General features: G+C 68.1%; 21 protein-coding genes and 6 pseudogenes. 10 read left to right on the forward strand and 17 right to left on the reverse strand.

The features are described from left to right. The 3 genes and pseudogenes from BN4332_RS02325 to BN4332_RS02335 form a co-directional block, all read left to right on the forward strand. Positions 1 to 496, forward strand: a pseudogene (locus BN4332_RS02325) (FAD-dependent oxidoreductase); the annotation flags it as partial. A 4-nt stretch (positions 497 to 500) separates the two neighbouring features. After that, positions 501 to 1,196: a hydrogen peroxide-dependent heme synthase gene (gene hemQ / locus BN4332_RS02330; RefSeq protein WP_066896996.1), complete on the forward strand. Its 696-nt coding sequence runs from the start codon at positions 501 to 503 to the stop codon at positions 1,194 to 1,196. Between the two features lie 338 nt (positions 1,197 to 1,534). Then, positions 1,535 to 2,278, forward strand: a complete 744-nt coding sequence (locus BN4332_RS02335) for a class I SAM-dependent methyltransferase (protein ID WP_066896998.1) — start codon at positions 1,535 to 1,537, stop codon at positions 2,276 to 2,278. Positions 2,279 to 2,288: 10 nt separating this feature from the next. On the opposite strand, the gene msrB is transcribed toward BN4332_RS02335, so the two are convergent. The 3 genes from msrB to BN4332_RS02350 form a co-directional block, all read right to left on the reverse strand. After that, a complete protein-coding gene (gene msrB / locus BN4332_RS02340) occupies positions 2,289 to 2,705 on the reverse strand; it encodes a peptide-methionine (R)-S-oxide reductase MsrB (protein WP_066897000.1) in 417 nt (138 codons plus the stop codon). Next, positions 2,702 to 3,574, reverse strand: a complete 873-nt coding sequence (locus tag BN4332_RS02345) for a sterol desaturase family protein (RefSeq protein WP_200820365.1) — start codon at positions 3,572 to 3,574, stop codon at positions 2,702 to 2,704. Before BN4332_RS02345 ends, msrB begins: the two co-directional genes overlap by 4 nt. Before the next feature lie 118 nt (positions 3,575 to 3,692). Further along, positions 3,693 to 4,439, reverse strand: a complete 747-nt coding sequence (locus BN4332_RS02350; RefSeq protein WP_066897002.1) for a helix-turn-helix domain-containing protein — start codon at positions 4,437 to 4,439, stop codon at positions 3,693 to 3,695. Between the two features lie 92 nt (positions 4,440 to 4,531). On the opposite strand from BN4332_RS02350, the gene BN4332_RS02355 reads away from it, so the two are divergent. Continuing rightward, positions 4,532 to 5,104 carry a class I SAM-dependent methyltransferase gene (locus tag BN4332_RS02355; RefSeq protein WP_066897004.1) on the forward strand — a complete coding sequence of 191 codons (573 nt, stop codon included), beginning with the start codon at positions 4,532 to 4,534 and terminating at the stop codon, positions 5,102 to 5,104. On the opposite strand, the gene aftC is transcribed toward BN4332_RS02355, so the two are convergent. The 3 genes from aftC to BN4332_RS02370 are packed head-to-tail and all read right to left on the reverse strand — an operon-like array spanning position 5,096 to position 8,789. Then, a complete protein-coding gene (gene aftC / locus BN4332_RS02360) occupies positions 5,096 to 6,373 on the reverse strand; it encodes an arabinofuranan 3-O-arabinosyltransferase (protein ID WP_074132947.1) in 1,278 nt (425 codons plus the stop codon). The genes BN4332_RS02355 and aftC overlap by 9 nt on opposite strands. Positions 6,374 to 6,409: 36 nt before the next feature. Beyond that, entirely contained in the window at positions 6,410 to 7,990 is a 1,581-nt protein-coding gene (locus BN4332_RS02365; RefSeq protein WP_200820245.1) for an alpha/beta hydrolase, read from the reverse strand. A gap of 28 nt (positions 7,991 to 8,018) precedes the next feature. After that, positions 8,019 to 8,789 (reverse strand): pyrimidine reductase family protein, encoded by a 771-nt coding sequence (locus tag BN4332_RS02370; protein ID WP_066897007.1) that lies wholly within the window; start codon positions 8,787 to 8,789, stop codon positions 8,019 to 8,021. Positions 8,790 to 8,823: 34 nt separating this feature from the next. On the opposite strand from BN4332_RS02370, the gene zapE reads away from it, so the two are divergent. After that, positions 8,824 to 9,861, forward strand: a complete 1,038-nt coding sequence (gene zapE / locus BN4332_RS02375; RefSeq protein ID WP_066897010.1) for a cell division protein ZapE — start codon at positions 8,824 to 8,826, stop codon at positions 9,859 to 9,861. Here the strand turns inward: zapE and BN4332_RS02380 are convergent. The 4 genes from BN4332_RS02380 to BN4332_RS02395 are packed head-to-tail and all read right to left on the reverse strand — an operon-like array spanning position 9,858 to position 12,201. Next, positions 9,858 to 10,379, reverse strand: coding sequence for a GNAT family N-acetyltransferase (locus BN4332_RS02380; RefSeq protein ID WP_066897012.1), 522 nt, complete (start codon positions 10,377 to 10,379; stop codon positions 9,858 to 9,860). The two genes, zapE and BN4332_RS02380, sit on opposite strands and share 4 nt — an antisense overlap. A gap of 28 nt (positions 10,380 to 10,407) precedes the next feature. Continuing rightward, entirely contained in the window at positions 10,408 to 10,944 is a 537-nt protein-coding gene (locus BN4332_RS02385; protein WP_066897014.1) for a hypothetical protein, read from the reverse strand. Between the two features lie 45 nt (positions 10,945 to 10,989). Further along, positions 10,990 to 11,415 (reverse strand): PPOX class F420-dependent oxidoreductase, encoded by a 426-nt coding sequence (locus BN4332_RS02390; RefSeq protein WP_066897015.1) that lies wholly within the window; start codon positions 11,413 to 11,415, stop codon positions 10,990 to 10,992. Positions 11,416 to 11,454: 39 nt separating this feature from the next. Further along, positions 11,455 to 12,201 carry a Clp protease N-terminal domain-containing protein gene (locus BN4332_RS02395; RefSeq protein WP_066897016.1) on the reverse strand — a complete coding sequence of 249 codons (747 nt, stop codon included), beginning with the start codon at positions 12,199 to 12,201 and terminating at the stop codon, positions 11,455 to 11,457. Between the two features lie 165 nt (positions 12,202 to 12,366). Here BN4332_RS02395 and BN4332_RS02400 point away from each other — a divergent pair, with 165 nt between their 5' ends. Next, positions 12,367 to 13,710 (forward strand): sensor histidine kinase, encoded by a 1,344-nt coding sequence (locus BN4332_RS02400; protein ID WP_066897025.1) that lies wholly within the window; start codon positions 12,367 to 12,369, stop codon positions 13,708 to 13,710. 12 nt (positions 13,711 to 13,722) lie between these two features. Here the strand turns inward: BN4332_RS02400 and BN4332_RS02405 are convergent, their stop codons facing one another. Then, positions 13,723 to 14,385 (reverse strand): FadR/GntR family transcriptional regulator, encoded by a 663-nt coding sequence (locus BN4332_RS02405; RefSeq protein ID WP_066897017.1) that lies wholly within the window; start codon positions 14,383 to 14,385, stop codon positions 13,723 to 13,725. Positions 14,386 to 14,525: 140 nt separating this feature from the next. On the opposite strand from BN4332_RS02405, the gene BN4332_RS02410 reads away from it, so the two are divergent. Both BN4332_RS02410 and BN4332_RS02415 read left to right on the forward strand, forming a co-directional pair. Then, the gene (locus BN4332_RS02410; protein ID WP_066897026.1) at positions 14,526 to 15,686 is read left to right on the forward strand and encodes a CynX/NimT family MFS transporter; all 1,161 of its coding nucleotides are present in this window, start codon (positions 14,526 to 14,528) and stop codon (positions 15,684 to 15,686) included. A 76-nt stretch (positions 15,687 to 15,762) separates the two neighbouring features. After that, complete coding sequence (locus BN4332_RS02415) at positions 15,763 to 16,896, forward strand: TDT family transporter (protein WP_066897018.1); 1,134 nt, start codon at positions 15,763 to 15,765, stop codon at positions 16,894 to 16,896. Positions 16,897 to 16,968: 72 nt separating this feature from the next. On the opposite strand, the pseudogene BN4332_RS02420 reads toward BN4332_RS02415, so the two are convergent. Continuing rightward, a pseudogene (locus BN4332_RS02420) lies at positions 16,969 to 17,706 on the reverse strand (LysR family transcriptional regulator); the annotation flags it as partial. 269 nt (positions 17,707 to 17,975) lie between these two features. Between BN4332_RS02420 and BN4332_RS02425 the strand changes: the two are divergent. Beyond that, positions 17,976 to 18,455, forward strand: a pseudogene (locus tag BN4332_RS02425) (3-deoxy-7-phosphoheptulonate synthase); the annotation flags it as partial. Between the two features lies 1 nt (position 18,456). Here the strand turns inward: BN4332_RS02425 and BN4332_RS02430 are convergent. Further along, positions 18,457 to 18,732 (reverse strand): annotated as a pseudogene (locus BN4332_RS02430) (LysR family transcriptional regulator); the annotation flags it as partial. A 269-nt stretch (positions 18,733 to 19,001) separates the two neighbouring features. On the opposite strand from BN4332_RS02430, the gene BN4332_RS02435 reads away from it, so the two are divergent. Next, positions 19,002 to 20,060: a 3-deoxy-7-phosphoheptulonate synthase gene (locus BN4332_RS02435; protein ID WP_066897020.1), complete on the forward strand. Its 1,059-nt coding sequence runs from the start codon at positions 19,002 to 19,004 to the stop codon at positions 20,058 to 20,060. Here the strand turns inward: BN4332_RS02435 and BN4332_RS34055 are convergent. The 4 genes and pseudogenes from BN4332_RS34055 to BN4332_RS02455 form a co-directional block, all read right to left on the reverse strand. Continuing rightward, positions 20,057 to 20,548: a hypothetical protein gene (locus tag BN4332_RS34055; RefSeq protein ID WP_066897021.1), complete on the reverse strand. Its 492-nt coding sequence runs from the start codon at positions 20,546 to 20,548 to the stop codon at positions 20,057 to 20,059. The two genes, BN4332_RS02435 and BN4332_RS34055, sit on opposite strands and share 4 nt — an antisense overlap. A gap of 114 nt (positions 20,549 to 20,662) precedes the next feature. Further along, positions 20,663 to 20,710: pseudogene (locus BN4332_RS35040) on the reverse strand (hypothetical protein); the annotation flags it as partial. A gap of 566 nt (positions 20,711 to 21,276) precedes the next feature. Then, positions 21,277 to 21,621 (reverse strand): annotated as a pseudogene (locus tag BN4332_RS02445) (PPE family protein); the annotation flags it as partial. A 608-nt stretch (positions 21,622 to 22,229) separates the two neighbouring features. Next, a partial coding sequence (locus BN4332_RS02455) for a PPW family C-terminal domain-containing PPE protein (protein WP_074132948.1) occupies positions 22,230 to 22,459 on the reverse strand: 230 nt, incomplete at its 5' end.

The following is a 22,459-nucleotide window of genomic DNA, read 5'->3' on the forward strand; positions in this document are numbered from 1 at the left end:
CGCGGCAGCCCGACGGATCCGGACCGCCTCGGCGGCGGTGGTGGCCCTGGCGTTGCCGGGTGGAACCCCACTGCCGCAGCAGTCCGGGGTGCTGGTGGCCGCGGGGGAGCGCCTCAACGCCAAGGCGATCACGATGTCGTCGCGAAAATGGGGCCGGCGCGGCAACGTCGAGCTGGTGCGGCTGTCGTTCGGCCGGTACGGCGACGACATCGCCGCGACCACCGGCGATGACGACTTGCTGGCCTGGGCCGCCCGCGATCTGAACACCCTGTTCGGGGTCACGGTAGACCCGGTCGACAGCCACGTGCACCGCTGGATCGAGGCCATGCCGCAGTACGGCCCCGGCCACGGCGATCTCATCGCCGAGCTGCGGGCGGGGCTGCCCCCGACACTGGCGGTGGCCGGGGGCTATCTGGACGGGATCGGGGTGCCGGCATGTGTGGGCACCGCCACCCGGGCGGTCGCGGAACTGGTGCACAGCGGCGTGGCACGATAGGCGCATGGCCAAGCTCGACTACGACGAACTGAACTCCACCATCCGCTACCTGATGTTCTCGGTGTTCGCGGTGAGCCCCGGGGAGCTGGGTGAAGAACGTACCCAGGTGACCGATGAGGCCACGGCGTTCTTCAAGACCCAGGAAGAGCGCGGAGTGGTCGTGCGCGGCATCTATGACGTGGCCGGGCTGCGGGCCGACGCCGACTTCATGGTCTGGACCCACGCCGACAACATCGAGGCGCTGCAGGCCACCTACTCAGACTTCCGCCGCACCACCGCGCTTGGCCGGATCAGCGACCCGGTGTGGAGCAGCGTCGCGCTGCACCGGCCGGCCGAGTTCAACAAGAGCCACGTCCCGGCGTTCATCGCCGGTGAAGATCCGGGCAACTACATCTGCGTGTACCCGTTCGTCCGGTCCTACGAGTGGTACCTACTGCCCGACGAAGAGCGTCGCCGCATGCTGTCCGAGCACGGCATGGCCGCCCGCGGTTACAAGGACGTCCGGGCCAACACGGTGCCGGCGTTCGCGCTCGGCGACTACGAGTGGATCCTGGCCTTCGAGGCGCCCGAGCTGCACCGCATCGTCGACCTGATGCGCGACCTGCGCGCCACCGACGCCCGTCGCCACACCCGCGAGGAGACGCCGTTCTTCACCGGCCCGCGGGTCAGCGTCGAGGACCTGGTCGCCAAGCTGCCGTAGTTCTTCGGGCGCCCTCGCCGTTGCCCTCGCCCCTGCCTCGCCGCGCCGTTGCCCCAGCCGCGCCTCGCCTCACGTTGCCGCGCCCCGCTTTGTCGCGCCCCGCTTTGTCGCGCCTCACGTTGTCACGCTGGAGTGGCTGCCGAGCCCGACCGCCACGCTGGCGTGACAAAGCTGGTCCGGTCGTTCGCCCTTTGTCACGCTGGAGTGGCCCTCGGCGCCGAGCGCCACTCCAGCATGACAACGTGGCAATCGGGCTGGGATGAGGCGGGCGCCGCATGCTTGCCGGCGTGCGCGCTTCATGACCTGCGCTTTTAGTTAGCGGGTCTACCCTCGCGGGCATGACTGCTCCGCAAGAATCCGATCACTTCGAAGAGATGTACCGCGACGAGCGGACCGCGCACGGCCTGCCCGCCGCGACGCCGTGGGACATCGGTGGGCCGCAGCCGGTCGTGCAGCAGCTCGTCGCCCTCGGCGCCGTCGAGGGCGAGGTGCTCGACCCCGGAACCGGGCCCGGCCACCATGCCATCCACTACGCGTCAAAAGGCTTGTCGGCCACCGGTATCGACGCGTCGCCGGCCGCGATCGAGCGGGCCCGGCTGAACGCGAAGAAGGCCGGTGTCACGGTGGACTTCCAGGTGGCCGACGCGACGAAGCTCGACGGCCTCGAGAGCAGGTTCGACACCGTCGTGGACACCGCGTTCTATCACGTCTTCACCGACGAGCCCGAGCTGCAGAAGTCGTATGTGCGGGCGTTGCACCGCGCCACCAAACCCGGGGCCCGCCTTTTCATGTACGAGTTCGGTGAGCACAACGTCAACGGCTTCAAGATGCCGCGCTCGATGAGCGCCGACGATTTCCGTGCGGTCCTGCCCGACGCCGGCTGGGAGATCACCTATCTCGGCACCACCACGTACCAGGGCAACGTCAGTGTCGAGGTCTTCGAGATGATGGCGGCCCGCAATCCCGACATGGCCGGTCAGATGGAGCCGCTGCTGGAACGCCTGCGGGTGATCGAACCTTGGCTCGTCGACGGTCGCGTGCACATGCCGTTCTGGGAGGTGCACGCGACCCGCGTCGACTGATACCCGCGCGTCAGGCGGACTTGGGCACCAGACGCAGCGAGATCGAGTTGATGCAGTACCGCTGGTCGGTCGGGGTCGGGTAGCCCTCGCCCTCGAAGACGTGCCCCAGGTGGCTGTGGCAGTTGGCGCACAACACCTCGACCCGGCGCATCCCCAGGGTGTTGTCCGGCCGCAGGATCACCGCGGCCGAATCGGCCGGGTCGTAGAACGACGGCCAGCCACAGTGGGATTCGAACTTCTCGGTGCTGCGGAACAGTTCGGCCCCGCAGGCCCGGCATTCGTAGACACCTTCGGTCTTGGTGTCGGTGTACTCACCGGTGAAGGGACGCTCGGTGCCGGCCCGACGCAGGACCGCGAACTCTTCCGGGGTGAGCTTCTCGCGCCACTGGTCGTCGGTCAGTTCCAGCTTGGGGCCCTCGGTCGTCATATCTCCAAATTACGTGCCGGCGCGCGGTGGGCGCCAGGCATGGGCTCGGCAAAATCGCATCCGCCACGGGCCCGGAAGGGTTCGGTCAGTTGGTCCAGGTAGCCCGTGGGATAGTGCGGTTTGGCCGCCATTCCCAGATCGTCGCTGCTGAACCGGCGCCGTGGGTCATACGAGTAGGTGCGATACACGTGGTCCCAGATCAGGGTGAACAACCCGAAGTTCACGTCGCCGATGCCGGCCCACTTGAGGTGGTGGAATCGGTGGCCTTCGTTGAGCGCCAGCACCGATCGCAGGGGGCCGACGCGGTAGTCGACGTTGGCATGCTGCAGCAGCAGCTGGACCGCGACGCAGACCGACAGCGCCGCAGCCACCTCAACCGGTATGCCGAGAACGATCAGCGGCAGCACGCCGCCGGCCATCTCGATGGTCTGGTGTAGCGGATGCTTCATGAGGCCGTTGAAGCCGTAGAACCGGCGGACGCTGTGGTGAACGGCATGCAGGCGCCAGAGCCAGCCGACCTTGTGGCTGGCCAGATGGATGGTGGTGATGCCGAAATCGGCTACCAATACTGCGATCAACAGCTGGATCACGAACGGCAGGGATTCAGGCCACCAACTCGGGAACGGCGTCACTGCGGCCAGCAACGGGATGATCGCCACACTCGACAGGACGAGGGTTTCGTTGACGAGTGCATGGGCGGTATCGCGTCCGGCATCGTCCAATGGGGTGTTCCAGTCGGTCCGGTAGGGCAACACCCGTTCGGCGGCGAACGAACAGCCGACGGCGATCAGGATGAGCCCCACAAGCCACAGTTTCGAGGCGCCGTGGGCTGCGAGATACGCTGCCAGACCGTTGATCCCGAGCAGCATGAACGGTATGTAGCCGTAGCGGACGGCGTTTCGTATTGCGATAGTCACCGCAACACCGTCGCGCACGGTGCTACGAACGCGCTTGTACGGATCGATCGTTTATTGCGGGCGGACCTCGCTACGCCCACACCAGGTCTCCGCTCGCGGCGCTCGGGGAGAGGCCGAACATCTCATGGCAGACCCGATTGGCGTGGGCGCTGTCGGTGAACCCGGCCGCATGGGCGGCGTCGGTGAGCGATGCGCCGTCTCGCAACGCCTCGACGGCGCAGCGCAGCCGGGCCCACCGCACGTACGTCGGAAACGATTGGCCCACTTGATCGTTGAACAGTCGTCCGAGCCGGCCGGGGGACAGCCCGACTTCCTTGGCGACGTCGCCGAGCCGGACGGTGCCGGGGAGCAGACGTGGTATGAGTTGGACCGCGGCGAGCACGCTGGGATGCCAGAGGTCGGCGCTCGGTCGCGCGTATCCCGACGGTGGCGCGGCGAGCAACTCGCCCAGCAGCGTTTCCGGCGGCAATGGGCTTGTCCAGCAGGGCAGTTCGTCGCCGGCCCGCACCCAGTCGGTGATGTCGTCGCTGTCGATGCCGACCCGGCTGAACACGCTCGGGTCGAGGAAGACCAGCACACCCGAGGTCGGTTCGAGAATACGGATGGAATGGTCGCGCCCCGACGGGATGACTGCGGCCGACGTGACGGTCCGGCGTCCCCGTCCGTCCGACAGCTCGAAGGCGCCTGTCCAGGACCGCACCACCTGGGTGGCCACATGGTGGTGCTGCCGCGCATCGGACATGCTGCCGGTGTAGCACAGCGCGCCGGCGACGACCGCCAATGCGCCCGACCATGCACCGTCCTGATTCCCGACCACCCGCCCAATCTCTCATACGGCCGATCTGTACAAGGCGCTCCGACCTCCGGTCGGCCATGCTGGAAGACCTACGACCACGACGGGAGCCCCGTATGCCGGCGATGTCACGGATCGAGCGCGCCTTCTGCAAGACCGTCCTGTGGCGGACGGGAACGGGGCAGGCGGTGCTCGGCAGCATCCCGGTCCAGCGACTGGGCCGTGAAGTTCTCGAGATCGGCTCGGGCAGTGGCGATATCGCCGCCCGGCTGCGGCAGGCCCATCCCGAGTTGGCCATCACCGCCACCGACTTCGACCCGGCCATGGTCCGAACGGCGGCGCGGCGGCTCCAACGGTTCGGTGACGTGACCGTGCGCGCGGCCGATGCCACCGACCTGCCGTTCGCCGACGACTCGTTCGATTCGGTGCTGAGCTGCCTGATGCTGCACCACATCGTCGAATGGGAGAAGGCCGTCGCCGAGATCGCCCGGGTGCTGCGGCCGGGCGGCGTCTTCACCGGCTACGACCTGACCCGTACCCCGGCGGCCACCGCGATCCACCGGCTGGACCGTTCACCGTTCCGGCTGGTGAACCCCGACGAACTCGACGAGGTGTGTGCGCGGCACGGCCTGCAGATGCAGACCCGGACCCGGCTGGCGGGTCAGGTCATGCAGTTCTGCTCAGGCTGAGGCGGTTTCCTTGGGACGGCTGAGCCACGGCGGATCGATGCCCTCGTCGAGCCTGCCGTCCTGCTTGGCGTCCAGATAGCGGAAGTACAGCACGCAGAACACCACGACGAGCATCAACGACCAGCCGTAGGTGATCTTCATGTACTCCAGGAAGCGCCCGGTCGTCGGCCAGTGCACCAGCAGCCAGCGGTCCATCGTCATGAACCCGTAGATCGCCAGCCAGGCCGGCCAGTTGCGGATCACCGAGTTCGGCAACACCACCGTCATCAGGAACGGGAACAGCATCATCGAGTAGTAGCCCTGCCCCAGCGACAGCACCAGGAACGACGCGATCAGCAGCACACCCGAGGACGTCAGCATCCAGAACAGCTGATCGCGTTCGCGGTAGTAGCGGTAGAGCAGCCACAGGCTGCCGACGGCCAGCAGCAGGAACACGATGCGCAGCAACAGGATCAGCCAGGTCGGCAGGCCGTAGTAGATGCCGTTGCCCAGAATCGAGCTGTTGAAGTAGTCGCGGGTGGAGAAGATGTAGGGCACGGTGTTGCGGACGAAGCCCATCGGGTCCGACACCATGAACCAGCCGACCCCGTTGAACAGCAGCGGCACGCCAATCGCGGTGATGAACGTGTAGAACTGCCGGTTCAGCAACGGCAACAACAACAGTGGTGCCAGCGACGGCTTGATCACCAGTGTGAGGCCGATGGCCACACCGGCGAGCAGCTGACCTCTGACCGTGCCGGCGAGCATCCAGCGGAAGAACAACACGCCGCACAGCAGGATGCAGCCGTTGATGTTGGTGAACACCAGCGTGTTGGTCACCGACTCGGTGCAGAACATCGCGAGCAGCAGTGCGGGCATGGCCACCGAGCTGAACGAGAACTTGAACAGCCGTACCAAGAAGTAGGCGGCCAGGATGATCGCCACGGCGTTGAAGAAGACGAACCAGTACCGCGAGGCGTCCACCGGCAGATACCCGAACGGGGCCAGTAGCAGAGTGCCGCCGGGGGAGTACAGGTAATGCGGGTCGACGTAGTCGAAGTGCTCGTTGTAGATGTCCAGGCCGAGCTTGAAGTTGATCACCGCGCGGTACACCGGGCCGAAGTCGTCGGTGATGTAGCCGTTGGTGGCCAGCACGTAGCTGCGATGGATGATCGACAGGATCGCGACCGGCCACAGCACCGAACGCAGCACCGTGGCGATGCTCGGCGGAGAGGTGCGGGGACGGAATGCGCTCACGAGGCCTGAAACGATGGAATCTGCTGCCGCCACCAGCGAACCTTATACCGACGCCGATTCGGCCCCGCGTCAGGCGGGACAGTACGTGTCGGTCTCGGGCAGTTTGCCGCTGTCGAGGTAGCCCGTCAGGGGCGGCAGCGCGCACGGGGTGTACAGGCTGGCGCCGTGGCCGATGCCCTGCCACATCACCCGCCGGTTGTTGGCCCCGGCGTTGATGACGGTCGCGGCGACGGCGGCGACGCCCTCGTTGCCGACGATCGGGTCGTTCTGCACCCCGAGCAGCAGCACCGGGATCTTGAGGTCCTGCGGGTCCTTGGGTGCGGTGCTGCTGGGCCAGTTCAGGCATTTGACGAGATTCAGCGCGCCGACGGCGCCGAACTGCGGGTAGAGCTTGCCCCAGGCCACCACGAGTTCGCGCACCCGGTCGGGGGTGGGCCGGTTGAGCGCGTCGCTGCAGGAGTTGACGAACTGCCCGTCGGTCTGGCGCAGGCTTTCGGTCTGCGTGATCAGCGCGGTGATCGGGCCGGCGTCGCCGGCGCGTGCGGCGGCCAGCGCCGTCGCCAGGTTGTTGGTGGCGGCCACCCGGTCACCCTGGGGGAAACCCATCCCGGTGGCGATCGCCTCGGTCAGCAGGGCCACCGACACCCCGCCGGGGCCACGTCCGGCCCGCGCGTCGGCCAGCAGGGCGTCGACGGCGGCCTTCGGATCCGGAGCCAGCGGGCAGTTGGTGGCCACACACTGTGCGGCGAAAGCGTCCAGTGCGGCCTGCTGGCCCTTGACGCGCTGCTCGGCCGCGGCCTCGGCGCCGATGGCCAGCGGCAGCGGCGAGTCCAACACCAGCCGCGACACCTTGTTGGGGTGCGAGCCGGCGTAGGCCAGGGCCACCTGGGCGCCGTTGCCGATGCCCATCAGGGCCAGGGTGGGCACATCCCAGGTACTGCGCAGCCGTTCCAGATCTTCGGCGGCATGGCTGTTGTCGTAGGCCGAATCGCCCGGGGCGATCGTGTCGGTGCAGCTGGTGGTCGCGGTCATGGTCACCGCGCCGAGGTTGGCCACCGGATCGTCGCCGGCCTGGAACTGCGTCTGGTCCAGCATCTCCTGACGGTCGTAGACGTCGCGGCAGTCCAGTGCGCCCGACATGCCGATGCCGCGCCGGTCGACGGCGACGATGGGATGGGTCTTGAGGATGTCGGTGCCCGACCGGGCCAACCACGTCGGCAGCTGCACCGAGGTCGGAATGTCGGACCCGGTCGTCATCACCAGTGGGCCGGCGTCGGCCGGGGTCTGGCTGGAGCGGGCCCGCACCACGCCGATGCTGATGGTGCCGCTGGCGCCGTTGATCGGGTCCAGATCGGCGTCGTAGCTGGCGCAGTCCAGCGTGACGTCGGCGGGCGGCTGGAGGCCGGCGTCACCGAACAGCCGTGGTGTGCAGTCCCGCCAGGCCAGGTCGTTCTTGGGCGCCTCGATGCCGGGCGGACCGGCCGGGGCCGCCGACGTGGTCTGCGGCTGGCCCTGCGGGCGCGCACCGGAATCGGTGGCATAGCGCGGATCTGCGGCGAACAGCGGCGCGCAGGCGGTGAGCACGCCCAGTGACAGGACGGGCACGGCAACGGCCGACCTTCTCAGGGCATTCACCAGCTGATGACGCATGCTGACCACAGTAGCGACACGTTTTGCACTACCCGCGGACGTAGCGCGTGTACAGGTAGCCCTCGTCGTCGGTGAGCAGGTGGGCGGGCCGCATCCGGGTGTGGGCCTGGCCGGGGCCGGTGGCGATGCGCCGCGCCACCCCGCCGACCAGGACCGGTGCCACCGTCAGGCACAGTTCGTCGAGCAGGTCCTCCTCGATCAGCAGGCTCAGCAGCTGCGGGCCGCCCTCGGTCAGCACCCGGAAGAGCTTGCGTCCGGCGAGGATTCGCAGTGCCACCGCCGGGTCGACCCGGGTCGGGTCCGCGCCGGACGCGTCGAGCACCTCGGCGACCCCGCCGAGACGGCGCCGGGCGTCGGCGACGGTCCTGGCGGCGGTCAGGATGATCGGGGGCACCTCGGTGCGGGTGAAGAACTTGGCGTCATGGTCGAGTTCGGCCGATGCGGTGACGACGGCGATGGGCGGTACCTCGGCCTGGCCCCGGCGCTGACGGTCCTGACGTTGCGCCGCGGACAGCTGCACCCCGGAGTAGTTCTCGATCCGGACGGTCGCCGCGCCCATCAGGACGACGTCGGCGGTGTGACGCATGAGATTGAACACAGCCCGGTCACCCGGACCACCCAACCCGCCGGACTTGCCGTCCTCGGTGGCGCCACCGTCCAGGCTGCTGATCATGTTGCCCCGGACCCAGCATCTCTGCAGGTCATCGGGATACGCGTAGTAATCGGCCAGCCGTCCGTCGGCGATCTTGTCGACGTTTCCCAGCACGGTCAGGTTTGTCCCGGCGGTGTCATCGGACATGAACTGAATTGGAGCACGTGGCTACGCTGCCTGCATGCACGGGTCCAGCGGCGTCGCTCATCTCGCCGATCGTCATCCCACCGTCACGCCGGAGCGGTTGGTCGCACAGCTGATTCCACCGCCGACGTTCGCCGACGTCAGCTACGACAGTTACCGCCCTGACCCGGCCGAGCCGTCACAGGCCGCCGCCGTGCAATCCTGCCGCAGTTTCTGCGAGCAGGCGATCGTTCGCCGGGCGGGTAAGAAGAAGCTGTTCGGCAAGCGCGAGGTGCTGCCGGGAGTGGGTCTTTACCTCGACGGCGGGTTCGGCGTGGGCAAGACCCACTTGCTGGCCTCGACGTATTACACGCTGTCGCAGGGTGATTCACCCACCGCGTTCGCCACGTTCGGTGAGCTGACCCAGCTGGCCGGGGTGTTCGGCTACAACGAGTGCATCGAGCTGCTGTCCGATTACATCGTGGTGTGCATCGACGAATTCGAGCTCGACGATCCGGGCAACACCACGCTGATCTCTCGGTTGCTGTCGGCGCTGGTGGAGCGTGGGGTGTCCATCGCTGCCACCTCCAACACCCTGCCCGAGCAGCTCGGTGAGGGCCGGTTCGCCGCTCAGGACTTCTTGCGTGAGATCAACACGCTGGCCCAGATCTTCACCACGGTGCGGATCGAAGGACCCGACTACCGGCACCGGGATCTGCCGCCGGCGCCGGAACCACTGTCCGACGAGGAGGTGGCGCAGCGGGCCGAGGGGGTCACCGGGGCCACGCTCGACGACTTCGATGCGCTGTGTGCGCATCTGGCCACCATGCACCCGTCGCGTTATCACGCCCTGATCGAGGGCGTCACCGAGGTGTTCATCACCGGCGTTCATCCCATCGAGGACCAGAGCGTGGCGCTGCGGCTGGTGGCGTTGACCGACCGTCTCTACGACGCGGGCATCCCGGTGCTGGCATCGGGAACCAAGCTGGACACCATCTTCAGCCCGGAGATGGTGGCCGGGGGCTTCCGGAAGAAGTACCTGCGGGCCACCTCGCGCCTGTTGGCCCTGACCGCCGCGGCGCAGAAGACCGTCTAGAGCGGGCGGACCATCACGTAGTCGTCCTCCACCCCGGTGCCGAGCCGGAAGGTCTTGGTGCCGCTGATGGTGAAACCGTTCTTGGTGTAGAACCGCTGGGCCCGTTGGTTGAGCTGGTTGACGCCGAGCCAGACACACTGCGCGCCGGCTTCGGCCGCGGTGCGCAGCGCGGCGGTCATCAGCGCCTGGGCCGCGCCGCCGCCGTGGCGGTCGGGCAGCACGTAGATCTTCGATAGCTCCAATGCCGGCCGCGGTGCCACCGCCCGCTGGACATCGGCGTCGTCGGGGACACCGCGAATCAGCATGGCGTATCCCGTGATCGAGGTATCGCGGGCCACCAGCACGATCCGGTCCGGATCGGTGAGGTATTCACCGAAGCGTGCCTCGGACAGGGTTTCGGCGATGAACGCGACGATGTTGTCAGGGGTTACCGACGGGGGACAGGCCAGGGGAAAGGTGGCGGCTGCGACGGCGGCGAGGTCTGGGAGATCGCCCGCCGTGGCGGGTGCTACATCCATGGCTCCTCGCGCGAGCGCTCGTCGGCGATCAAGGCAGGGGTGCGCCCGGCTGCCACAGATTCCACTGCGCCAGGTGCTCGCCCGACTTGGTGTCGGTCAACACCACGTTGGTGACCAGCGCGCGGTAGACATCCCAGTAGACGTCGCCGTTGACCGTGCTGCCCGGGGGAGCGTTGCGCAGCGCCATCTCGAGTCGGTTGGGCGCGTCGGTGTGCTTGGGTGCGTACGCGTCGGCGTAGGGGGTGACGCCGTTGAACGTGAACGACAGCGCCATCGCGTACGGGTTGGGCGCCTGGATGGTGGTCACCGTGACGGGGGCCCGCCACGGGCTGCCCTGGGCGCGCCAGCGCGGCGAGCCGTTCCAGCCCCAGCCGGGCGGGACCTCGCTGGCGAGCACGTCGTGGACCGTGACGTCGGCGACGATGCCGTTGGAGGTCTCGACCCGCAGCGTCTCGCCGATTCGGCCGATGGGGGAGGCGCCCTCGGCCGAGGCCGAGGGCGGGGTCACGAAGGCGGCGACCGCCACCACCATGGCCGTGAACAGGAATGCGAACCAGCGAGGCATGCCAGGCATGATCGCACAGACTGAAACGTGTTACAGCCGGTTGGGTCAGGACACCCAGGGCCCGACGCCGCCCACTTTGTCGATCCGGATCCGTGTCAGCCAGCCGGGCGGCGCATCCTTCGGCGGGAACGGCACATCGGGCGCTGCCAGGGTTTGCGCCAGTTGTTCGAGGAGTTCCGGTGCGCCGCCTTCGACGATTCGGGCGGTACCTGTGATCGCCAGGTAGGGCCGCATCGCCTCGCCCACCCGACCGGGATCGAGGATGGTCAGGGCAACCCGAGGATCGCGGCGCACGTTGCGGACCTTCTTGTGCTCGGCCAGATGTGCGGTGACGAGTTCGTCGCCGTCGGCGCTGGACTGCAGCGCCACCCAGACCAGTGTGGCCTGTGGACTACCGTCCGGATTCATCGTGACGAGCGTGGCATCGGCTCCCGCGCCGATCAGCTCGCGTGCGGCGTCATTGAGTTTCACGATTGCTTCTACGGTTCGGCGGAAGCTTTCATTCCCGGTTCATTCTTCGCCGCCGGCCTGTTCTTTGGCCATGAACGGGGCCAGGGCGGCGGCCAGTTCGGTCTCGAAGCGGTCCGGATTCGCGCCGAGGCGGTGCAGCGGTCCGTCCTCGTCCTCGGCTTCGGCCAGGGCGAGCAGGATGTGTTCGGTGCCGATGTAGTTGTGCCCCAGCCGAAGCGCTTGGCGGAAGGTCAGCTCGAGTGCCTTCTTGGCCCCGCCGTTGAACGGGATGAGGGCCGGTACCTCACCGGCCCGCGGCGGCAGGGTGATGACGGATCGCGCGGATTCGGCCGTGATGCCTTGGTTGGCAAGGAGTTTGGCGGCAAGCCCGTCGGGCTCGGCGAACAGCGCCAGCAGTAGGTGGTCGGGGGTGATCTCGGCGTTGCCCGCCTCGTGGGCGGTGTTCTGCGAGACGACGACGACATTGCGCGCCCGTGGCGTGAACCGGCTGAAACCTGCTTTGGGGTCGAGGGTGGCCGGGTCGAAGTCGGGGACTTTCGGGACGAAGCGTTTCTGGGCGGCCTGCTTGGTGACGCCCATGGCCTTGCCGATGTCGGTCCAGGATGCGCCCGAGCGCCGGGCCTGGTCGACGAAATGTCCGATCAGGTGGTCGGCGATATCGCCGAGGGCGTCGGCGGCGATCACGGCGTCGATCAGTTGATCGAGAGGTTCGGTGTGAGCCTTCTTGATCGCGCCGATGAGGTCGTCGAGACGGACGGGGTTGGTGATGGTGACTGGTTGGCTCATGCGTCAACTTTAAGTTGACGATGCTGCTGTCGTCAACCATGAGTTGACGCTGGTGCGTCGACGGGTGCGGTGCCCGAGGCCGACCTGGGTGGATCGGGCAAGATAGCCCCAGTGAGTCTCGAAGAGCGTGTGCTCCGGCTGTTGCGGCCCGTGCTCCGCCCGGTGATGCGGGTGCTGTCGCTGCGCACCATCGTCATCGTTGGTGCGCTGTCGGTGGTGGTCACGGTCATCACGCTCGGTACCTGGGTGTGGATCGGCGTCACCAACGACCAGTACAGCCAGCTGGACCGCCGCCTGGATTCACTGAGCAGCCTCGGTGATGTCAGCACGCTGCTCACCACCGCGAAGCCGGGGTCGGCAGACCAGTCCATTCCCGACGACGGCGGTCTGGTCCGCACCGCCCACATCGGTGGGGTCAGCGTCTCGGTGCCCAGCGACATCGTCTTGCCGCGGCTGGAGAACGGCTACTCGAACACCACGATCGACGGGGTCGAGTACCGGGTACGCACGTTCACCGCCGGCCCGGCCACCATCGCGCTCGGCGCGCCGCTGGCCGAGACTCAGCGCCGGATCGACGAGCTGCACCTGCGGGTGCTGCTGATCTGTGCCGGCGTCATCGGCAGCACGGTCGTGGTGGGCTGGGTCATCTCGCTGGTGATGATCACACCGTTCCGCCTGCTAGCCCAGCAGGCCCGCGCCATCAACGCGCAGTCCAAGCCCGACGAGGTGCAGGTGCGCGGTGTGCGCGAGGCGGTGGAGATCGCCGAGGCGGTCGAGGGCATGCTGGCGCGCATCGGCAACGAGCAGGAGCGCACCAAGGCGGCGCTGGAATCGGCCCGCGATTTCGCCGCGGTGGCGTCCCATGAACTACGCACCCCGCTGACCGCCATGCGCACCAACCTGGAGGTGCTGTCCACCCTGGACATGACCGCCGAACAGCGGCAAGAGGTGATCGGCGACGTGATGCGCACGCAGAGCCGGATCGAAGGCACCCTGACCGCCTTGGAGCGGTTGGCGCAAGGGGAGCTGACCACGGTCGAGGATTTCGTGCCGATGGACGTCACCGAGCTGCTCGACCGCGCGGCACACGATGCGCTGCGGACGTATCCGGGCTTGCGGGCCACGCTGATGCCCTCGCCGACGGTGTTGATGCTGGGCATGCCCGCGGGCCTGCGGCTGGTGATCGACAATGCCATCGCCAACGCCGTCAAGCACGGCGGGGCCACCGAAATCCGGCTCAGCGCAGTCAGTTCGGCCGACGATGTGCAGATCGTGGTCGACGACAACGGTTCCGGCGTGCCGGAGGCCGAGCGGGCCGAGGTGTTCGAGCGGTTCGCCCGCGGATCCACCGCATCGCGCTCGGGGTCCGGCCTGGGTCTGGCCCTGGTCGCCCAGCAGGCCGAATTGCACGGCGGCACAGCCTCGTTGGTGGAGAGCCCGCTCGGTGGTGCGCGGCTGCTGCTGCGCCTGCCGCTGACCCGGGCGCGGATGGACGACGCCCCGTTCTGAACCCGGCGTGGCTCAGCAGTCCTGAACGGGTGTCCGGGCCAGGATCTCGTCGAGGAAGTCGCCGGCCTCACGCCCGGCGCGTTCCACGTCGCCGGCCACGATCGCCTCGACCAGCTCGTCGTGCGGGAACATGCCGCCGGGTGCGGCACTCGCCGTGGCAACGCTGGCGGTAATCGCCTCGAGCAGGCCGCGGTAGATCTCGATCAGCACCGGGTTGTGCGACGCCCGCACGACCGCCAGGTGGAACTCGGTGTCGGACCGGGTGAACTCGGCGTGGTCGGTGGTGTCGGTATGGGCCAGGTGTGCCCGTAGTTCGGCGATGTCCTGCTCGGTACGCGCGACAGCGGCCAAGCGGGCCCCCTCCACCTCAAGGCAGCGCCGGACCTGCAGCACGTCACGCAGTTCGCTTCCGCACAGCCGGCGTAGCGCGGCCGATACCTCGCTGGTGGCGCGGACGTAGGTGCCCGCGCCCTGCCGTACTTCGAAGATGCCGTTGTGGGCCAGCGCCCGGATCGCTTCGCGCACCGTGTTGCGCCCGACGCCGAGGGCCTCGACCAACTCGGGCTCGGTGGGGATCCGGCTGTCGACCGGCCATTCGCCGGAGGTGACCAGGGTGCGCAGCTGCTCGATGACCTGGTCGACCAGGCCAGTGCGTCGCGTTGTGGCGAGCGGCACGCTAAAGTCCTTTCATCCAATCATGGGATGTATGGCATCATAGCCGGGTGAGTCGGACCCTGCGCAAGAAATCCCTGGACAGTTACGAGCACGACCTGGAGCTCGAGCTGGACGGTGCCGTAGAGGTCCGCCCCGCCACAATGGCGGCGGGTGGCGCCCTGCTGGTCGTCGCGGTGATCCTGACCGCGCTGAACCTGCGCCCGGCGATCACCAGCATCGGCCCGGTCCTCGGCGAAATGCGCGAATCGCTAGGTGCCTCGGCGGTCTGGGCCGGTGTGCTGACCACCCTGCCGGGCCTGTGCTTCGCGGCGGCGGGTCTGACGGCTCCCTGGCTGGCCCGACGGATCGGGCTGGGGCGCGCGATCTCGGTGGCGCTGATGATCCTCAGCATCGGCCTGGTGACCCGGGTGCTGGACGGCCCGTACGTGGTGATCGGCGGAACGCTGGTGGCCACGGGTGGCATCGCACTGGTCAACGTGCTGATCCCGGTGGTGATCAAGGGTTCGTTCCCGGCGCAGATCGGCCTGATGACCGGCGTCTACACCGCCGCTTTGCAGGGCGGCGGCGCGCTGGGGTCCGCGGTCACCCCGCCGCTGGAACCCCTGCTCGGTGGCTGGCGCGGTGCGCTGGCCGCCTGGGCCTTGGTGGCCCTCGTCGCGCTGCTGTTCTGGCTGGTGGGTGCCCGCGGGATCAGCCGCGCCCGCACCGAGAAGTCCACATCGGCCGGGCCCGGCCGCTCGCTGCTGCGCAGCCCGCTGGCCTGGACGGTCACGCTGTTCTTCGGCTGCCAGTCGTTCCTGGCCTACGTCGTCATGGGTTGGCTGCCCGAGGTGTTCATCGACAACGGAATGAGCAAGACCGATGCCGGTCTGCTGCTCGGGCTGGTGTCGATTCTCGCGGTGCCGATCAGCCTGATCGTTCCGCCGCTGGCGGCCAAGCAGAAGAGCCAGAGTGGCTGGATCCTGGGACTCGGCGTCGTCGGGATCACCGGCACCATCGGTCTGCTGGTCAATCCTGGTGCGGCGCCGCTGTTGTGGAGTTTGTTGATCGGCATCGGCATGAGTGTGTTCTCGTTGGCGTTGACGGTGATCGCGCTGCGAGCCCGCAATGCCGAGGACACCGCACGGCTGTCCGGGATGGCGCAGGGTTTCGGCTATCTGCTGGCCGGGGTGGGGCCGTTCTCGTTCGGCCTGTTGCACGACATGACCGCCGGCTGGACCGCACCGTGGGCCATGGTGCTGGTGGTCTACCTCGTGCAGATGGTGGCCGGTGCGCTCGCGGGTCGCAACCGCTACGTCTGAGTCACAAGCAGGGCTTGTGGCGCCACAACTCCGTGGTGCCTACCGGTGACCGGCGGCAGCCACCACCATCGGTGAGGTGACCACCTACGCCCCCTACACCGCGTCACGGCCGTTCCATACCGCGCTGCTGGCGGAGCTGGACAGCGCGGGTTCAGCCTTCCGGCACATCACGCCGAACTGGTTCGCGTCCGTGATGGGCACCGGCATCGTCGCGACCGCCGCGGCCACTCTGCCGTTGCACGTGCCGGGGCTGCGGGGATTCGCCACCGCGGTATGGGTTCTCGCCGGCGCCGTGCTGGTGGTGTTGACCGCCGCGTTCGCCACCCACTGGATCCGGCATCGCGAGCAGGCGAAAGCCTATGCCGCACACCATGTGGTGGGGCAGTTCTACGGTGCCCCGGCGATGGCGCTGCTCACCGTCGGTGCGGGCGCGCTGTTGCTCGGGCCCGCCGTCATCGGCCCGTCCGCGGCGCTGGCCGTGGACGTGGTGCTGTGGACCGCCGGGACGGTGCTCGGATTGGTTGTCAGCCTGTGGCTTCCGTTCGCGATGATCACCCGCGCCGATCACACCGACGTGGAGGCGGTCCCGGCCTGGATGATGCCGGTGGTCTCGCCCATGGTCTCGGCATCGACCGGCGCGCTGCTGCTGTCGCACCTGGGCCCGGGTCAGGCGGGTCTGACCTTGCTGGTCGCCTGCTATGCGATGTTCGGCCTGAGCCTGCTGGCCGGCCTGATCACCACCACGATGGTCTATTCGCGGCTGATGCACGGTGGCTTCAGTGAGGTGCAGGCGATCCCGACGGTCTGGATCGTGCTCGGTGTCGTCGGCCAGTCGATCACGGCGGCCAATCTGCTGGCATCCCACGCCGGGTCGGTGCTCGCCGATCCGGGCATCGTCTCGGCGCTGCACGCCTTCGGCATCGTGTACGGCCTGGTGATGGGCGGTTTCGGGGCCTTCGTGTTCTGCCTGGCATTGGCGCTCACCGTGCACGGCGCACGGCGCGGGCTGACGTTCAGCCTGACCTGGTGGAGTTTCACCTTCCCCGTGGGCACCTGCGTCACGGGCGCATCCGCACTCGCCGCCGCCACCGGTGCCGTGGTGATCTCCTGGCTCGCGGTCGGGTTGTACGTCCTGCTGCTCGCGGCCTGGGCGACGGTGGCCACCAACACCATCGGCGGGCTGCGGTCGGGCCGATTGTTGCGCCGCTGAAACTCGCGGGCAACACCCAGTGCGACACCAACGTCGTAATCCCTTGGTGCAAACGACCTTTGCGTCACGCTCGGCGTTGGGTGGCGATNCCGACGAGAGTTCGATGGCGGGATCGGCCTGCCGGCTCGCCGGCCCGAGTGCGGAGCGCAGCGCGGCGCTGAGGGCTTCCCTTGTGCCCGAACCGGATTCGCGGGAAACCAGGGCGGTGTCGTTGAGCTGGGCGGGGCTGACCGGTGCGGAGCGTCGCGCCCATTTGTGTTCCGGCGGAACCACGGTGACCAGTTCGTCGTTGGCGATCACCCAGCTGCGCAGACCTGCTGGCGCGCCGGGAGATTCGATGAATCCCAGGTCGGCCGAACCGTCGTGCACCGCCGCGATCACCTGATCGCTGTTGGCCGCGGTCAGGATCACCTGGGGCGCCGCAACTCCGCGACGGGCAGCGTCGGCCTGCAGCGACACCAACCAGCGCGGCATGAGCTGCTCGGCAATGGTCAGGCTGGCCGCCACGGTGATGCGGCTGTGGCTTTCGCTGCGCAGCGAGGCCAGCCCCGCGTCCACCCGCTGTGCGACATCGAGCAACTGGTCGGCCCACTCGGCGACCACCGCGCCGGCTGCCGTCAGCTGCGAGCCCCGGTGGCCCCGCTGCACCAGTCGCACTCCGGTCTGGGCCTCGATCGAGGCCAGCCGCGAGGACACCGCCTGCTGGGTGAGACCCAGCTCACGTCCGGCGGCGCCGAGACTACCCGTGCGCGCGATGGCCAGCAGCACCTCGAACGCTGCCAACTCGGGCATTCGGGCACTCAGCGGCATGCCCAGGATGCTAGGTCGTGGCCACAAATCGTGCTTGTGAACCCACCGGTTGTGGCGTTGCGCCGACTGTGGTGTACCGTGGCCGACGTGACTATCGGTGTGTGTGCCAGCTATTGGCGCTTTATCAAGGCTCCGGGCGGAGCCGATAAAGCGAAGCACTAAGCACGCATCCACCCGGAGCCCAGGCAGTGACCATCGGTCGCTGCCTTTCGTCGTTACAGGGCGCCGGACGTTTCACCAGGTGCCCATCATCAGGAAGGCACCCCAACATGAACGTGGCGCAGCTCGCCAACGTCCCGGCCACTTCGGACCGGCGCGTCCGCAGTTTCAGCGCGATCCCCAGTCCGCACGACGTGCTCACCGAGTTCCCGCTGGGCCAGCGCCGTGCCGAGCGGGTGGCGCGTGACCGCGACGAGATCGCCGACATCCTGGCCGGTCGTGACGACCGGCTGCTGGTGGTCGTCGGCCCCTGCTCGGTGCACGATCCCGCCGCGGCCCTCGAGTACGCCGGGCGGCTGGTCAAGGTGGCCGACGAACTCCAAGACCAGCTCAAGATCGTGATGCGGGTGTACTTCGAGAAGCCGCGCACCACGATCGGCTGGAAGGGCCTGATCAACGACCCGGGCATGGACGGCACCTACGATGTCGCGCGTGGCCTCCGGGTGGCCCGCCAGCTGCTGCTCGACATCATCGACATCGGCCTGCCGGTCGGGTGTGAATTCCTGGAACCGACCAGCCCGCAGTACATCNCAGCGAGGCCAGCCCCGCGTCCACCCGCTGTGCGACATCGAGCAACTGGTCGGCCCACTCGGCGACCACCGCGCCGGCTGCCGTCAGCTGCGAGCCCCGGTGGCCCCGCTGCACCAGTCGCACTCCGGTCTGGGCCTCGATCGAGGCCAGCCGCGAGGACACCGCCTGCTGGGTGAGACCCAGCTCACGTCCGGCGGCGCCGAGACTACCCGTGCGCGCGATGGCCAGCAGCACCTCGAACGCTGCCAACTCGGGCATTCGGGCACTCAGCGGCATGCCCAGGATGCTAGGTCGTGGCCACAAATCGTGCTTGTGAACCCACCGGTTGTGGCGTTGCGCCGACTGTGGTGTACCGTGGCCGACGTGACTATCGGTGTGTGTGCCAGCTATTGGCGCTTTATCAAGGCTCCGGGCGGAGCCGATAAAGCGAAGCACTAAGCACGCATCCACCCGGAGCCCAGGCAGTGACCATCGGTCGCTGCCTTTCGTCGTTACAGGGCGCCGGACGTTTCACCAGGTGCCCATCATCAGGAAGGCACCCCAACATGAACGTGGCGCAGCTCGCCAACGTCCCGGCCACTTCGGACCGGCGCGTCCGCAGTTTCAGCGCGATCCCCAGTCCGCACGACGTGCTCACCGAGTTCCCGCTGGGCCAGCGCCGTGCCGAGCGGGTGGCGCGTGACCGCGACGAGATCGCCGACATCCTGGCCGGTCGTGACGACCGGCTGCTGGTGGTCGTCGGCCCCTGCTCGGTGCACGATCCCGCCGCGGCCCTCGAGTACGCCGGGCGGCTGGTCAAGGTGGCCGACGAACTCCAAGACCAGCTCAAGATCGTGATGCGGGTGTACTTCGAGAAGCCGCGCACCACGATCGGCTGGAAGGGCCTGATCAACGACCCGGGCATGGACGGCACCTACGATGTCGCGCGTGGCCTCCGGGTGGCCCGCCAGCTGCTGCTCGACATCATCGACATCGGCCTGCCGGTCGGGTGTGAATTCCTGGAACCGACCAGCCCGCAGTACATCGCCGACGCCGTGGCGTGGGGTGCGATCGGTGCCCGGACCACCGAATCGCAGGTGCACCGCCAGCTGGCGTCGGGCCTGTCGATGCCCGTCGGGTTCAAGAACGGCACCGACGGCAACGTCCAGGTCGCGGTCGACGGGGTGAAAGCCGCTGCCGCCGAGCATGTCTTCTTCGGTATGGACGATCTGGGCCGTGGTGCGGTGGTGAGCACCGCGGGCAACGAGGACTGCCACGTGATCTTGCGCGGTGGCACCGACGGACCGAACTACGGTGCCGACGCGGTCACCGACGCCGCAGCCAAGCTGAGCGGTGCCGGACTGCCCGGCCGCGTCGTGATCGATTGCAGCCACGCCAATTCCGGTAAGGACCATGTCCGCCAGGCGTCGGTAGCCACCGAGGTGGCCCAGCTGGTTCGCGACGGGCTGCCGATCAGCGGCGTGATGCTGGAGAGCTTCCTGGTGGCGGGCGCGCAGTCACCCGAGGCCCGGCCGCTCACGTACGGACAGTCGGTCACCGACAAGTGCATGGATTGGGATGCAACCGATCTGGTGCTGCGCGAGCTCGCCAAACGCGACCGCTAATTCCCACTCGGCTTGCGGTACCGGCCGCTGGGATCACGGTCGAACATGGGTGGGCCGGCGGGATCGAGCTCGATGTGTACGTCGTCGCCCGGGTCGTCGGGCGCACTGAAGACGACGACGGGTGATCCCGGCCGTGGAACCCGGGAGTGATGGGCAACCATGTTCGCCGTCACCACTCGCCCTCCGGCCGGGCTGTCGAATTCGACGGTGACGGTGAACTCGGGATCGTCGTCGGTCCAGCGCTTCAGGAACTCCACCTTGCGCAAGACTCCGGTCGAACGCACACCATTCCGCCGCACGGCCACCAACCAGGCCTGGCGCCGCCGGGCGTACCGCACACCCCGCCAGGCCGAGACGGTGGCCAGCGCCGCACCGGCCGAGCACACCACGCTGACCAGGGCCACCACGCCGCCGGTGAAATCCCTGAACCACAGTGCGGCGCCCAGCAATCCAACCGCGACGCCCGCCAACACGGGTATCACGGCCACTCGGTTGCCGGTACTGCGCTGGCCGTAGGTGTCGCGGGCTTCGTCGGCGACGATGGTTGCGAGGATGGCGGGCAGGTCGATTCGCTTGACGTTGCGCGACCAGACCCCGCCGCCGGGTGACAGGACGGCGCGGTCGTAGTCGTCCCAGCTGCTGGCCGGCATTGCGGCAAGCCGGGCTCGCTCGGCGTGGCCGGCCCGTGGGTCGGAATCCGGGTCNCGGCAGGCGCGGACGCCGGGGCCGAAGGTGCCGATGGTCCCGGCATCGCGGCCACCCCGGGCTGCTCGGCGCGCGCGGTGATCTCCTCGGCCGGCGCATCGATCGGGATGTCGTAGGCCTGTGCCATCCCGATGATGCCGAGCAATCCGAGCATCGCCGGGGACGCCGCAGCAGTCACCGCGGCATACAACGGTGTTCCGAGCAGGGCAAACGTGGCCGCGTACGCCCCGAGGAAGAACACGTTGATGTAGGTGGTGAACAGCAGAGAGGGGTCGGCGATGATCTCGGCGAGGACCTGCGGAATCTTCCAGGGCTCGAGGATGAATTCCCTGAGCTGGTCATACATCCCATAGAAATGCTCGGAGTTCTCGGCCAGCCACTTACCGATCGGGTCGTTCGCTTCGATCCACTTGACGAACTCCTCGTACGAACTGATCAAGTCGCTCAGGCTCAGGGCGGAGGCAGATTCGCCGGCCCTGGCTGAGGCCACCGATTGCATTGCAGTGGCGGTCGCGGCACCACTCTCACCGACGCCCGGCGCCAGTAGTACGGGTGCCGGGGCAGACGGCGGGGCGGTGGCGACCGCCACCTCGGAGGCGGCCTGGTACACGGTCATGGTGGTGGCCGCCTGGATCCACATCCGGACGTAGTCGGCCTCGTTCACCGCGATCGGGATGGTGTTGATCCCGAAGAAGTTGGTGGCGACCAGCACGCCAAGGGTGGCGCGGTTGGCGGCGAGTTCGGCCAACGTCGGCATGGCTGCCAGCGCGGCGGTGTAGGACGCGGCAGCCGTCTCCAACTGGGCGGCCACCCCGGCACTGCTGGCGCTGGTCTGGCTCAGCCAGGCCAGGNCTGGCGCCGCCGGGCGTACCGCACACCCCGCCAGGCCGAGACGGTGGCCAGCGCCGCACCGGCCGAGCACACCACGCTGACCAGGGCCACCACGCCGCCGGTGAAATCCCTGAACCACAGTGCGGCGCCCAGCAATCCAACCGCGACGCCCGCCAACACGGGTATCACGGCCACTCGGTTGCCGGTACTGCGCTGGCCGTAGGTGTCGCGGGCTTCGTCGGCGACGATGGTTGCGAGGATGGCGGGCAGGAACGAACCCACGATCGCGGCCACGCCCACCCATGGCGACGGGTCGTCGGTCTGCATGCTGTGAAACCAGAACGCCACGCCGAAGGCGACGGGCACCCACAGGACGAAGGTGACCACGGCGAAGAATCGCAGTGTCTCCGGAGGCTCTGACACCGGCACGGTGATGCGGCCGTGCTTCTCGACGGTGGAGAAATGGGGGAGCGTGCTTTCCCAGCTGCCGCGCTGCTGTGCGGTATCGCCGGCCATCCGGTGCTCCCTTCGTTCAGGAACACCAGTATTACGAGGAGACGCCGAGCATAGGGTGCCGCGGGCGGGGGATCGACCTGGTTCTCACCAATTGCTCACAGCCTCAACACAGATCGGTTAGGCGCTGCCCTTGTCGTCGGCATCGGGCACGTCGTCGACGCCGGGGCGCCAGCTGCCCGGCATCATCGGCAGCGTCGTGCCGTTTCCGAACGTGTCGTCGGCCATCGTGGTCAACCCGGCCGGTGCCGCGGCCGTGGCTTTCACTGCGGTGCCGGTGAATCCGAGACTTCCCGACCCGCTGCCCGAAGCGCTGGTGGTGGCCGGCTGTTCGGGCGGCGGTGCGCCGA

Source organism: Mycolicibacterium houstonense (assembly GCF_900078665.2).
Classification (GTDB): Bacteria; Actinomycetota; Actinomycetes; order Mycobacteriales; family Mycobacteriaceae; genus Mycobacterium; species Mycobacterium houstonense.

Coding starts and splice junctions, on each gene's coding strand:
- hemQ (WP_066896996.1), top strand. CDS start 501: ATGGCCAAGCTCGACTACGACGAACTGAACTCCACCATCCGCTACCTG.
- BN4332_RS02335 (WP_066896998.1), top strand. CDS start 1,535: ATGACTGCTCCGCAAGAATCCGATCACTTCGAAGAGATGTACCGCGAC.
- msrB (WP_066897000.1), bottom strand. CDS start 2,705: ATGACGACCGAGGGCCCCAAGCTGGAACTGACCGACGACCAGTGGCGC.
- BN4332_RS02345 (WP_200820365.1), bottom strand. CDS start 3,574: ATGCTGCTCGGGATCAACGGTCTGGCAGCGTATCTCGCAGCCCACGGC.
- BN4332_RS02355 (WP_066897004.1), top strand. CDS start 4,532: ATGCCGGCGATGTCACGGATCGAGCGCGCCTTCTGCAAGACCGTCCTG.
- BN4332_RS02365 (WP_200820245.1), bottom strand. CDS start 7,990: ATGCGTCATCAGCTGGTGAATGCCCTGAGAAGGTCGGCCGTTGCCGTG.
- BN4332_RS02370 (WP_066897007.1), bottom strand. CDS start 8,789: ATGTCCGATGACACCGCCGGGACAAACCTGACCGTGCTGGGAAACGTC.
- zapE (WP_066897010.1), top strand. CDS start 8,824: ATGCACGGGTCCAGCGGCGTCGCTCATCTCGCCGATCGTCATCCCACC.
- BN4332_RS02380 (WP_066897012.1), bottom strand. CDS start 10,379: ATGGATGTAGCACCCGCCACGGCGGGCGATCTCCCAGACCTCGCCGCC.
- BN4332_RS02385 (WP_066897014.1), bottom strand. CDS start 10,944: ATGCCTCGCTGGTTCGCATTCCTGTTCACGGCCATGGTGGTGGCGGTC.
- BN4332_RS02395 (WP_066897016.1), bottom strand. CDS start 12,201: ATGAGCCAACCAGTCACCATCACCAACCCCGTCCGTCTCGACGACCTC.
- BN4332_RS02400 (WP_066897025.1), top strand. CDS start 12,367: ATGCGGGTGCTGTCGCTGCGCACCATCGTCATCGTTGGTGCGCTGTCG.
- BN4332_RS02410 (WP_066897026.1), top strand. CDS start 14,526: ATGGCGGCGGGTGGCGCCCTGCTGGTCGTCGCGGTGATCCTGACCGCG.
- BN4332_RS02435 (WP_066897020.1), top strand. CDS start 19,002: ATGAACGTGGCGCAGCTCGCCAACGTCCCGGCCACTTCGGACCGGCGC.